This is a genomic window from Alteromonas sp. K632G (assembly GCF_017653625.1).
Classification (GTDB): Bacteria; Pseudomonadota; Gammaproteobacteria; order Enterobacterales; family Alteromonadaceae; genus Alteromonas; species Alteromonas naphthalenivorans.
This window is the reverse complement of the sequence record NZ_JAGGDM010000023.1, coordinates 32,798-46,237: the sequence shown is the minus strand read 5'-3', so window position 1 is coordinate 46,237 and position 13,440 is coordinate 32,798. Positions and strand designations below refer to the sequence as shown.

Annotated in this window: 7 protein-coding genes; 2 read left to right on the top strand and 5 right to left on the bottom strand. The window is 40.9% G+C overall.

The window, feature by feature from the left end; genetic code table 11:
* Positions 1-2 precede the first annotated feature (2 nt).
* The 4 genes from J5X92_RS18840 to J5X92_RS18825 all read right to left on the bottom strand — a co-directional run bounded on the left by J5X92_RS18840 (position 3) and on the right by J5X92_RS18825 (position 5,883).
* Entirely contained in the window at positions 3-1,376 is a 1,374-nt protein-coding gene (locus J5X92_RS18840; protein ID WP_208806299.1) for a class I SAM-dependent methyltransferase, read from the bottom strand.
* Between the two features lie 263 nt (positions 1,377-1,639).
* Positions 1,640-2,290 carry a hypothetical protein gene (locus tag J5X92_RS18835; protein ID WP_208806298.1) on the bottom strand — a complete coding sequence of 217 codons (651 nt, stop codon included), beginning with the start codon at positions 2,288-2,290 and terminating at the stop codon, positions 1,640-1,642.
* Positions 2,291-2,297: 7 nt separating this feature from the next.
* Positions 2,298-3,353, bottom strand: coding sequence for a glycosyltransferase (locus J5X92_RS18830; RefSeq protein WP_208806297.1), 1,056 nt, complete (start codon positions 3,351-3,353; stop codon positions 2,298-2,300).
* Positions 3,354-3,369: 16 nt separating this feature from the next.
* Positions 3,370-5,883, bottom strand: coding sequence for a glycosyltransferase family 2 protein (locus J5X92_RS18825; protein ID WP_208806296.1), 2,514 nt, complete (start codon positions 5,881-5,883; stop codon positions 3,370-3,372).
* A 539-nt stretch (positions 5,884-6,422) separates the two neighbouring features.
* Here J5X92_RS18825 and J5X92_RS18820 point away from each other — a divergent pair.
* Positions 6,423-7,307, top strand: a complete 885-nt coding sequence (locus tag J5X92_RS18820) for a hypothetical protein (RefSeq protein ID WP_208806295.1) — start codon at positions 6,423-6,425, stop codon at positions 7,305-7,307.
* Positions 7,304-11,683, top strand: coding sequence for a CARDB domain-containing protein (locus J5X92_RS18815; RefSeq protein ID WP_208806294.1), 4,380 nt, complete (start codon positions 7,304-7,306; stop codon positions 11,681-11,683). The genes J5X92_RS18820 and J5X92_RS18815 overlap by 4 nt, the downstream gene beginning before the upstream one ends.
* Before the next feature lie 128 nt (positions 11,684-11,811).
* Here J5X92_RS18815 and J5X92_RS18810 read toward each other — a convergent pair whose 3' ends face one another.
* Positions 11,812-13,434 carry a hypothetical protein gene (locus tag J5X92_RS18810; protein ID WP_208806293.1) on the bottom strand — a complete coding sequence of 541 codons (1,623 nt, stop codon included), beginning with the start codon at positions 13,432-13,434 and terminating at the stop codon, positions 11,812-11,814.
* Positions 13,435-13,440 lie beyond the last annotated feature (6 nt).

Below are 13,440 nucleotides of genomic sequence, written 5' to 3'. Positions count from 1 at the left end.
TTTCAAATTCCGTCTAATTGTTTTGCCAAAGCGTTATATTTAAGAAAAGCTTGTTTAATCTTAGTCGTTAAATACGAGACAGGTTTATTTTGTTGCCTGGTTACTTTCGCCATTTGAATAGACTGATGAACAAAAGGATCTTTGGGATTAAATGCACCTTTTCTACTGAGAATATCAAAAGGTGGCACTGCCATTCTTGCAAAACGTTTTACTATTTCATTGTACTTATCTGTTAATACGGTATTGGCGCTATCTGCACCGAATACGACCAATAAGCCAGATGGGTAGGTATCGACCGCTATGCAGATTAAATCGGGCCTGTAGATGGATAAGCATTCTTTGATTTTCCAAACATCCCCCATCCACGCTTTTGTTATGCGTTCTCGCGAGGCTTGTGCCTCTGTACACGGGAAAATATCGTCAATAATTATGACAGAGTGATGACGGGCATTTTTTTCTACATTAATAAAATCTCTCAGTACGTACTCGAAAAGATGCATTCCATCGATAAACGCTAAATCAGGCGGTTCAAAACCCTCAGGAAGCTCTTCAAAAAACTCGTCACTTAACAGGGGAAAAAGCCTGAACGTACTAGACAAATCTTGCGTTATTGCCGGTGCTGGGTCAACTCCAATTGACTTGCAGTTCGCAAGCGCGGCACTGTGGCCCTCTCTAACACCAATTTCAAAATAGGAGTCTGGCTCTAACAACTCATGCACCTTAGCGACAAATTCCAAATAAGGCATTGTGCCACTTACCTCTGCATCTGGGCCCGATGTAGGATACTCTACTTCGACGAGCCCGGCTCCTACCTGACTATTAGAGTTGCCAAATACACGCTCGTCAATTGGAAGTACGCGATGCTCTTTTTTTGAAAACACGCCCACAAGGTCGCACCACGGGCCCCTTTCATCATGTAAAACCTCAAGCGTATGAATGTTGGTGTACTTTGCTAATGCATAATAAGAATCAGGATAAAAGCGATAGCAGTCCACAGGATGCCGATGAATTACGCCGCTTGATGGCGCGATTAAAAAAATGAACCCATTGTCTCTCACCACACGTACTATGTCTTCAAACAACAACCAAAAAAACTCTACATGCTCAAAGGCTTGACCAGAAATAACAATGTCAATGCTGTCATCATCTAGAGGGATTTTGTAGGGGTCGACCATATGTACGTCTACCCCTTCACCATCAGCAATATCGGCAGCAAGGTAGCTTAGGTTATACCCCTCAATGATATCTCGATATGAACCATTTACGTTCGCACCACCAATATCTAGTACTTTAAGGCTATTCTCTTGTGAGAGTTGTTTAGGTCCAACATAGCGCCGAAAACAACGAGCCATATTTTCCATCGATGATGCGTGCATACAAGTTCCCTAGAAGTCAGGTTTTTTCATTAAAAAAAATAAGAGTCCCTTCAATTACTTTATCTACATCTTCTTGTTCTAGATTGTAATAGAGCGAAAGTCTGGCTAAGTGCTCACCTTATGTGGTTGTAACACTATCTTCTCCTTGTTGGAATACTCCAAACTTCATAAAACGGATTGAGCCAAACACTGAGTGCTTAGATAAACTAGCCTGAATTGAGGTCGAACCCGTTTTGCCAGAGCCGATATGTAAAATTACTTTTCTACTCACTTTGGCCATCATTATACTCACTGGGTCGACGACGATCCCACTTTATGTTTTCTTTGACAACAATTGCGGGGAAACCTGCGATGACGACGTTAGGTGATTCGAACGCCTTTGTCACTACAGAACGACTACCAACAACAGAGTCTGAGGAAATCATACTTCCTTTCAAAAAAGAAACGTCCTCTCCAACCCAAACTCTATCAGCAATCGAGATATCTTTTGGTAAATTTACGGCGCGGTTAGTACTTAAGTCTACTATCGAATGACCATCTGAAGTCCGAGCTTTAATTCCCCAGGAGAAAAGGCAATTATCTCCGATGGTCAAGGTCTCATTTTCATCATTCATTTGGATTTCCATACCACCGCAACTAAAGTTGTCTCCTATTGAGACGATTTGCCCTTCGCCACGAATGGAAACTATTTTTAATCCGTTGATATTTTTTCCAGAATTTGCAATTACTATTTTTTTACTATTGCCTTTAATATTTATAACAAAGTTGGTGTAGCTCAGCGCACTTCCGAGAATGATAGTGTTGTTTTCACCGTTTACCATTATTCGTGAGCGAAGGAATTTAGTTTCTTCGTCAAACTCGATAGTGTTACTTTCGCCTTTGACTTCAACATTCAAACCGTTTACTTCTTGCATGACTGCGCTACTCCGAAATTACGCCTAGGACAGAAAGCGCCGCCTTTCTTACTGAGAATGATAGACTGGACTCAATACAATCACTCACCATTGCTTCAAGACTTGAGGAGTCTCGTCGAACAAATCCATCAACAGTTTGGACAACCGATTTTTCGTCCCTAGGATCAATAGCAAAACCGTTTTCATTATGCTTGATATATTCATCCGTTCCACCGGTTGAAGGCACGAGCGAAACACATCCACAGGCCATCGCCTCTAGGCCTGTTCTTCCGAAAGCCTGATAGTCAGAAAGGTCTATAAACAAATGACTTTTTCTTAGTAGTGCAGAAACTTGGTTACGAGATAGTACACCATGGTTTGTGAAGTCAAAGTCACTCGGAAGGTTCTCAGCAAAAATATCTTCATCGCTACAACCAAACACATTAATGTTCACCTTGTTACCAAACTCTTCAGCAATATTCTTCAATACGCGCATAGTACGTTGTGGCGCTCTTCTTGGCGTGCTTGGCCTTATCATCGCCGAAATCCACACTTGCGTTTGTGATTTGTTCAAACCGGGATAATAAACATCGTGGTCTATACTCGGGCTTACTTTGCTTACTTCAATACCGTGGTTTGCTGTAATAACGTTTCTAATCCAGTCTGTTTTGGCAAAAACGGTCATATTTGGAATTAGCGTGTAGCTGTCGAAGGCCTCTTGCCACATAGGGTCTGCCGGTTGAACGAACAATGGTTCATAATCTTGCGCGTAATAACTTACCTTAGGTTTAGATTTTGTAATAGCTAATGCGTCTTTCACCAACTTTACAGAGGTAAAAATGGTACAAACCACGCTGTCAACATTACTTAAAAGCGCAGCCAGAGACTTCTCGTCAGTAAATTCAACAACATTACGGCTGACATTTGGCATGTCGCTGTAGCAGGTAACAAAGCTAGCAAAATTTTTCTGGTTCACGGCAATTTGTGCACTTATTCCCATTTTCACCAGTTCATTAACTTCTTGCGCTACTGAGTGAGCACCGCCGCCGCCGCCCTTTACGGGTAATACATATAATACTTTCATCGTCATTAATCCTTTACTACTTACTCAGTGCTTTAGCCAAATCTTCTCTTAACTCTACCAGTGCTGGGTGCTCAAAAATCTTTTTAGTTACTGCCCCCCAATCAACATCAGGGTGCTTTTTCTTCAATGCTGCACTGCCTTGTTTCGCAAGTACTTTTCTTTTTTCGTGGCCAAAGCTTTTTGACTTAGCATGGAATACGTAGGTGTCGTCGGCAATAAGTAATTTAAAACCAGCTTTTACCGCTCGAGCGCACATATCATTTTCTTCACCGTAACCAACAGGGAATGCTTGTTCGTCTAACAAACCAATTTTATCTAATAAGTTCATATTAATAAGCTGGCAAAACCCGTTTATTACGCCAACATCTGGGTAAGCGCGCGTTGAATACTCCGCCACCAAGTTAGCCATTTCATCTACTGACGTACCTGTAGGCAGCGGATTCAAATTCCAATCGCCATTTTTATCATGTATGAGAGGGACCGATTGCCAGCTTGCAGCATTACTTAATGCGCCCACCATACCTACGCTATCATCGCTCAGAGCACAGTTCATTAGCTTACCAAGCCAGCCTTCGCTTACTATTGTATCGCTGTTAAGTACAACAACCCAATCGGCATTTGAGTGCTTAACACCAATATTGACAGATTTTGTGTAACCCATGTTTTGTGGGTTTGTTACTACTTCTAGGTGATTAAAAGCGTTATTGAATGCAGCAAGCATGGTTGCAGTTCTTTCATCATCACCGTCATTCACTACAATTACGCGATGTAAAAGGTCTGTTTTTTCGATAAGCGCTGACAAACAAAGCAGCACATCATCGCATGCGTTATAAACGGGGACAATTATATCAACAAGTGGGAAGTGTCTTGTAGGTCTAGCCAGCTTGTGCGGTACCAATGAGAATACCTTTTCGTCAAACTCTGCCAGCGATGTCGTACCTTTAAAATCATTTTTAGCGCTTGATGCTACATTGGAGGCAGCTTGCTCAAATGGTTTACCCGTCGCCCATTCTTCTAGCCCTTTAAGCACATTCAGTTGCTGATTAATGCAGTCATCTTCAAACGCGAAGGGAATATTTAGCGCTGAAACAGCCTCATCATTTTTAGACTCAACAACAGGAGAGGAGGATTGCTCTTGCAAGAGCACGCTATAGAGTGTGAAATCTGCGCCGCTCGGTATATCAACAACGATATTAAAAACAGGTAGCGACCGCGCTTTTGTTTGAATTTTTTCAACCTGACTTGCCGACAATTCGAACTGCAAAGTTGTTCTATCGGTAACCGTTTGCTTTCTCACAAAGTCAGCAACCGCAGTTTCATTTACTGCATCTCTTGCAATTAAATAAACTCTTGGAAGCACCAACCTCTTTGATAAGTTTGTTGGTTCAACATCAATTGAAAGAACGTGCTGTACAGTGTTTAACGCAATTCTATCGAAGGGTAAAAGAATACGAGCGTAGCCGTCTAAGTTTTGGTTAGCCCTTACTCGCAACCCAAAAGCGCTAGAAAGAGTTTCTTGGAGCGGATCGCATTGCGAGCTATCTGAAACAGCCGCTACAGCAATTTTTTCTTTGTTTGTTTTGCTGAACTCCAGAAACCAGTTATCTGCAAGCTCTTGTACTCTGTTTAGTTTTTCGAATCGAATTCCTTTTCCCCAAGACGATAAGTCGCCATTGGCAATTAAGTTTTTACCAGATTCAACTTCTTCATTATAATTATCATCAGTAGCATCAGCGCGTTCTGGCAACTGAATATTGACGGCATCCTCAGCTAAGTGTGCGAATGCAAAATCAATAAACCGCCTACCGTAATGTTTTGTACATATTTTTAGTTCGGCTGAACCCTCGCGTAAATCGTTAATGAACTCTGAAGGAATACTTGAAATGTGATGACGCCACTCACTAGTAAGGGTAAAAACATCATCGTAAATAATCGAACGGGAATCTTTCGAGACAATTCTTATGTGAAGGTTTGTTTCTTGAGAGGCTTTCGCAACCAATGCAAGCTGTAGCGGATTTAAAACATCTAAGAATGCAACTTCGGGCGAGATTTCAACCAGAGAACGAGTATTATGAGCATCAGAAAATGAAAGCCGCGTATAATAACCATCTGAAAATTCCAAACTTTTAGGCGAAATAAAGCTATTGAACGTTGCGCCAATTCTATGGTAACAATCGAGTTTCCAATGCTTTATTTGATTTAAAGACGATATAGAAAACGTTGGGTTAGCAATCAAATTTTTGATGGAGGATAGAACCAAAGGCTGTTCAACTAAAACATCGCCTTGATTTTTTATTGAAAGAACTACTTCGCCTTGGTACTCAAGCAATATGCTCCTTACATCAATACTAAAACCACAGTCAGTATCTGTTATCCCAGCATCGACCACATCTTGTCTTCGATGGAAGGTATCAATTTTTGCCTTTTCTTCGCCATTAACGCAAAGGAACGTATCAGTCCCACTTTCTGCTACTAACCACCCGCTTACCACCCCTCGACTTGCGACATCTATACTAGCTTGTCCGAGCATACGTGTTTCCTTTTTAAACAATCACGATTTTAAAATACTTTTAGCCAATATAACAAAGAATAGACCTTACGGTAAAAGCAATAAGCCATAATCTTTAACTAATCTAAAGTAAGCTGACCTCTATGATATAAAAAGCGACCAGTCAATGGTTCGGTTATAATTGTTTCGTCAAAAATCAACACACTCTAGCTTATCCATTTTTATCCAAATCTTTCTTAAGGAAGTATGAAGCCTAAGAGAATAAATATAAATCCAGAACCTTAAGTATGTATTTCTACTCCTATAAACTCCCCCCGAACAATTGACCCCAAATTTATTTCAATTAATAATCTATCTAAATTCTCAATAATAAAAAACACCTGTAAGACAAGGATTGTTCTTCGCACTTTCATCAGTATATTCATGGACGAGCTGTTACCTTTCCTATTCGCCTTTAGCGTTTAGACGTGTCATCCAACGAATGTTCTCATGTTTGCGCAACGTCATTGCTAACAATGGATCGAATCCATCTTATAGACAAAAAAGCGCTGTACATTTATATGAAAAATATTCTCCTCCATCTATTCAGCACCGTTAAAAGCGCTAATATTTTACAGTTTCTTTCTTCCGTTCTTTTTTATATCGCTATTAATGGTTTGGTGAATATTAACGCATACGCCCAAGTGGAAGATGCGTTAAAGGAAGAGCACTCGCAAAGTAGCATAAGTAGCCTTGCCAGATTCGTAGCAGATACAACCGCGTGGAATTACCACAACACCAAAACGCTTATGGTGAAAGACGTTTATTATGATTTGGATGGCGCCCCCGTAGCTTATGTCTTCGCCTACGCCTTAGGTGGAACAAAAAAAACACTTTTAATAACAACCGAACAAATTGATAGTTTTAAACAACAAAAAGTTGAAGTAGCCCTACATCAAAGTGCTCAAACTCAAACTGAAGCACAGATACAGGAAGAAGCAGTTGCAGAACTAAAAGCGCTGGAAAGGAATTTAAGGTTTCGTGATGATTTAGTCACTATTATTGTTTCTGCATCACTCGGCACAAAGCCGGTGCTCGACCGTTTTTTTGGTATTCCTCATCATGTGTATAAAGAAAAGCTGTATTTAAAATCTACTTCCTCCTCTGCTAATAAGGCCGAGTACAATGTAGTTATGGTTTCACCTAAAGAGCTCTATTTTGCTCCCTTAGTTACAGATGAAGTTCAAGATAAAGGCTCGGCTATATCTACCGGCATAGCAAAAGCTATCTCTAATGCCAACCAGTTAATTTCTGTAAATTCCGGTGATGCTGTTTCAATAAATGTAATAAGGGAGGCCATTGCGAAAGAGAAATCAAATACGCAAGGCGGTAACGGCAGCACCGATATAAATTCTCAGTGGGAAATGTACATAGGCATTTTTGATGCAAAGGGAGTTGGCAAATGAGGCGCTATTTATTGCTATTAGTGCTTCTGTTCCCTTTGCATGCGTTTTCACAAGACTTCTCTCTTCCAATTAATGGTACGCATTGTGGGCCTCAGGAAAACGGATGGACCTCTTGCGCCGTTACGCTAACTTACGATGTTGATCACGGGGAACACAACTTTAGCGTTGAAGATACAGACTATGGTACTCACTATTATTTCGAAGATAAAAACGGCAATGCTATTGCCGGATGTGAGTCTAAAAATAATAAGGGTGAAACTTCTTTTTGGGGCGATTGGACTCCAGATTGCGACTACTCGATTACTGCAGATGGAGAGTACGAGCTTCACGCTTATATAGAAGATGGAACGATAAAAGAAGTACATTCATGGCATTTCACTGTAAAGAAGAAAAAGCCAGATTTAGTGGTTTCTTCATTATCGCTAAGCAACCTAACCCTTGAAGCGGGCGATGCAGCAACTGTGTATTACACCATTAAAAATCAAGGTCAGGTATCTACGGGTAGCGGCCCTCAGCGTTGTGTTTACTGGTCTAGCGATTCGGTTATTACGCAAGGCGATAGCTGTTTAGATGAAGACAGTCAGTTTTCTATTGGTGCTGGCAGTACTAATTCAGAAACTACTTATGTTTCTATCCCTAATTCCGCAAAAGCTGGCACCTACTACCTTGGAGTGTATGCCGACTATAACCTTAAAATTGACGAGTCTGTTGAAAACAACAACACCGACTTAGTTGAAGTAGTAGTTACAGCCAAGCAAGAAATAACCAATGTATATTGGGAAGCACCTTTGCAGAGGCTTGCCGGTGATAGTGTCGGTATGTTTGCCGAAGTTATTGGGTTTGACGAAGGCACTACTATTACGTTTCGAATTTATGAAGATGACATAATAGCTGACGACCCTATTCAATCTATAGTGACTACGATAAAAGCCGATGCTTCTAGCGGTAGTTTATATGCTCAAGCGACGTGGGATGCCGTGTATACCGATGATGGGTATGGCAACCCAGAGTATTATTTCGAAGCCCATATTTCAGGTATTTCGAGCTCATCGGGAACGGGGGATTCTAACTTACTAACGGTGCTGAAATCTGACGTTCCAGATATTGATTTTACTGCCATAGAGCAAGGGGCCATATTACAGTTTACTCCGTTGCCGATAGTCGGGGAAAACACCAATGTTAAAGTTGGCATCAAAAATAACAGTACAGTACCCATTCACAGTGCCTTTAGCGTTACGCTAACTGATACAACTGAGAATGTAGAAATATATACTTGGAATGTTTCTTCACTTACAGCAAAAGAAACCTTAACTCTTACTGTTCCTGAAGAAGCTTATAGTGCTAGCCATTGCCCTAACTATTGCTTTGTTACTAAAGGGAATCATCGCCTAAAAGTGAGTATATCTGCACCTAACGTAGAAAATGAACTGGCTTCAAATAATGTGTTTGAATCATCAGTAGATGTAAATTTACTAGGTTCCACGACCTCTTATTTAACGGTAATAAGCCACGGCTATACCTTCTCGGGTACTTTGGAAGATTGGCCTAGCGATATGGCTGAAGCTATTCAAAATAGGTCAATGAATCTTGTGGGCAATACACAAATTTGGACCTTTAACCCTAGTTCGGGTTCACTTACAGAAACCGGTGAATTACTAGAAGGCGCAAAGCATCATATTGTTGTCCATAACTGGGCAGAGCTATCGAACAATTTATCCGCAGGATACTCTGAGGCATCTAGTCAGTCACTAATGGGCGCTATAGCGCAATTGCAATTAAACGTAAGTATCGATAGTTTTGACTTTATTCATTTAATTGGTCACAGCCGTGGAACCGTTGTTAACAGCGAACTAGCGCAACGATTGTTAAGTGCCGATATGCCTGTAACTCAAATGACAACCTTGGACCCACACGATTGGGGGCTTATCGATAGGATATATTCAGATTTTGATGTAAACCCCGAACTTAATGACAATGGTGTGGTTAACTGGCAGGGAATAACATGGCTAGATAACTACTGGCAAACTTCTGATCTCCTGCTTACGGGGCGGCACATTTCCGGAAGCTCATCAAAAAAGCTTTATGAAATGGGGCATTCAGATGTACATGAAATGTACTATGGCACCATAGATTTATTTTCCGATACCGTAGAGTCTACTTGGTACCACTTTAACGCAATCGAAAGAAGAGAGCATGGCTATAACCTTTCAGATATCGGTGGCCTTAAAAATTTACGAAATTCTGATAATTACTTGTTTGATAATCAGTTTTCGGCCGAGGGACAATCTACCAACACCTTTGATTGGTTTAATTTGGGGCATGGGATAGTTAATGGCAACTTAAATAGAACTACATATGGGCTAACTGAAAATACAGAGCATAAGCCAGGGTTTGAATTAGTTGATACTGGAGAAACAAAAGCAACGCGGGTTGTCAGTGCTAGTGGAGATACACAGCTTTATCTTGAAAATAGTGCGAAGCCAGTAGTAATAAACCCGTTTTATATTCCAAAACAAGTATCTGAAATCTCTGTTGAAGTCTGCAATGCCTCAGTCAATAAGCAAGCATCGCTTCTAGCCATGTTAACTCAGCAAGAAGTGGTTGAATATTCATATAATGTAAGTGCAAACACCTGCTCTATTATCACTATTCCTACTATTACTTTTGGGGCGGCCAAACTCGTGCTTCGCTTACACAGCGCAATGCCAGGGGATGGCCTTTACGTCGATAATATTATGTTCTCAGGCTACAGAGATTCATCGCCAGAAACTGATCAAGATAACGACGGCATAGATGATGCTTTCGACAACTGCCCCTCTATTGCAAATGAACAGCAGATCAATACTGATGATGACACTTTAGGTGATGCGTGCGACCTTGACGACGATAACGACGGCATGCCCGATACCTACGAAATTTCAGCAGGTTTAAACCCGCTTATTAACGATGCAGCCATTGATTCGGATAACGACGGCTTAACCAATTTTGACGAGTTTCAGTTTGGTACAAACCCACTTGTAGCAGACTCTGATGGCGATGGGATAAATGATAAACTAGATAATACTCCCTTAGCGCCTGATACCATTGATACTGATATTATCGTTTCTGTTTATAAACTATTCGATATTAACAATGACGGCAGAGATGAAGTTGGCATATTTTCAATTGAAAATAATGCGCCATTCTTGAAAATTGTCGATACGCTTAACGGCAACGAATTAAATACCGTGATTTGGCCCGCTAATTCCTACGTTCAATCTACTATTCGACTGCACATACTGCCGGATATGGATGGAGACGGCACTATTGATATTGCTCTGTTTGGTATACGTCAAAATGAAGAACACGCTGGTAAAGCTCAATTATTCGTAAAGAATGCTGTAACCGGTAATGCTATTAAAGCCTTTAATTGGCAAGCAAACTGGAAATACAGTTCGGCTAAAGTGCTCTCCGACCTCAATGGAGATGGCATTCCGGAAGTGGCACTAGAAGGTAAATTTAAAGAGGATTCTCGGCCACAGTTAAAGGTTCTAAATGGCGACACTAGAGATGACTACGCAACCTATAGCTTCCCAGACATTTATAATTCACCTCAATATTTTCAACATGGTGATTTTGATGGCGATGGTGTAGATGAAATCTCTATTTTTGGTCGTATAAAACATAATAACAAAATACAGATAAAGTTAATTAGTGGTCGTGACGCAGATAATAAGTTTACCGCTTACAACTATCCTGACCGATGGAACAATATCAGCTGGAACAAACTTTTCGACATGAACAGTGATGGGCTAGCGGATTGGGGGCTGTTCGGTAAAAGCAACGAAGACAGTCGTATTATGCTAATGGTCAAAGACGCGAGAGAAATTAAAGGTTTACTTGCTTCTTATGCATGGCCTGAAATGGATAATCCACAACTACTTATTACACCAGATTTAACTGCAGACAATGTTGCAGAACTGGCTGTCGCAGGCTGGCGCCCAGATACCATGCGTAATCAAATTCAAGTTAAAGATGGTCAAGATAGAAACGCGCTAATAGCGACCTACACCTGGGCTGACAAATGGGATGATGTGGTTTTTCATTCATTCGATGATATGAATAATGACGGCTATCCTGAGTTTGCACTGCAAGGAACCAACAGAGCCACTAGCAATAACGAACTACTTATTGTTGATGGTAGTTCCACCTCTAGCCTTCGCACTATCCGCTTCGGTAGTAACTGGCTTGAAGCACCTGAATTGAAACAGGTAAAGAATGTTAATGGCGATATGATTTCAGATTTGCTTCTAACTGGTTTGTCTATTGATGGGAAAGCGGTTGTTACGCTATACAGTGGTTCAACCGGAAAAATTGTAGCAACTCATCTTCACTAAGAAAAATATAGCGGGATTTAGACGAGAAAAGGGCGGATAAACCGCCCTTCTTGTGCGTGTAATCTAACTTAAAACCTTAGACAAGCTAAAAATAGCTATACAAGATTTACCAAGTTTGATCATATTATTTAATAAACAAGGGGATGGACTACTAACTTGCTTTCACCTTGCTGATTTTCACCATAAATGACTATGTCAGTGTAGCCGTCACCTGTAATATCTGGTGATATAAACATCGTTGGTTTTGTTTGCCAGTCTGTTCCAAATACTTTTACATCAATGCTATTACCATCCAAATCTTTAATGTTAATCTCATACGCACCCGATGCTCTTAATCCGTCTATTGCAACGTCATGAACCCCATCACTATTGATGTCTCCCAATTCATAAAAAGCAACCTCAGATAAGCTTCCAGACCAGCTAAGGTTATACATAAGTTCATTTCTATTGGTGCCATTTTTAATGACTAGTTGGTAACGCTCCGTATCATTTCGATATCCTCCAACAGCTAGCTCTTCAACACCATCAAAATTTAAATCTTCAATAACTAAAACCTGTGGTGACGTCATTTCAGTAGGCCAGCTAAATATACCTAACGTGCCCACACGACTTATTCCACTTTTAGTAAAAATTTGAACCCTACCATCATCTTTGCGACGGCCAAACATCCCGAAGTCAACTTGGGAGTCATAATCTATGTCAAAGAGTTTTAACCATTGAACATCGTCCCAAAGGTCTGCAAAGTTATAAGCTGGCAAACGGTTGGTTGAGTCGGTACCATCTACCACTTTAATTTGTATCTTATTATTTGATTTAAGACGGCCATAAAGCCCAATTTCGTCTATACCGTCGCCAGTCATATCACTCAATTGTGTATACAAGGGGTCATGGAGTAAATCTGGGAAGCTGTAAGTTTGTAGCGATTCTGAAGTAGCGCCGTCTTTTACCACCAGCTGAGGGCGATTTTCTTCAACAAAATGGCCTTGCAAGCCTAGTTCTGGTACTCCATCCCCGGTAAGATCGCTAAGTTCGACTAGCGCCATCCCTGTCCAATTACCTGGCCAAGTGTAAGTATTTAAGGTGTCACCCGTTAGTGAATCCTTAACTACGTACCGTGCTTTCATGCCGGCTGGACTATTTTCATCCTCGTAAATTCCAAATACGCCCAACTCTTGTGCGTTATTACCATTTTTATCATCAATCTTGTGCACTGTTACTGAGTTGTATCGCCCAGGATAGCCAATTTCATGAATCTGACTACCTGTTACCTCATTCATGACTACTGCTGAAATTTTACCTATAGAATCGATATAAACTAATGCGAGATCCGCAACACCGTCATTATCTACATCATTAATATTTGTTGCATACTGTACTCTTTTAACGGGCTGATTTATGGAGGGGAATGGGTCTTCTCCGTCTGTAATTCCATCCCCGTCACTATCAGCGTTAAATGGATCTAGACCTAGTGCTAACTCTGCATTGTCACCTAGCCCATCATTATCTGAATCTTGAAAATCTAGTGGATCGAGAGGAAATACATCATTAGTATCGGCAACACCGTCATTGTCATCATCTTCATCCCTGATGTTTAAAACCAAGTCTCCGTCAGTATCAAGGTAGTCGTTATTTCCGCCTGTCTGCCAATTTGCACTATCCCAGCTTCCACCGTCCCATAGTAAGTCTTGCGCACTTGCAATAGCACTGCTAAAGCACAACGCCACCATGACTGAGCAATATCTTTTTTCCATGACCGC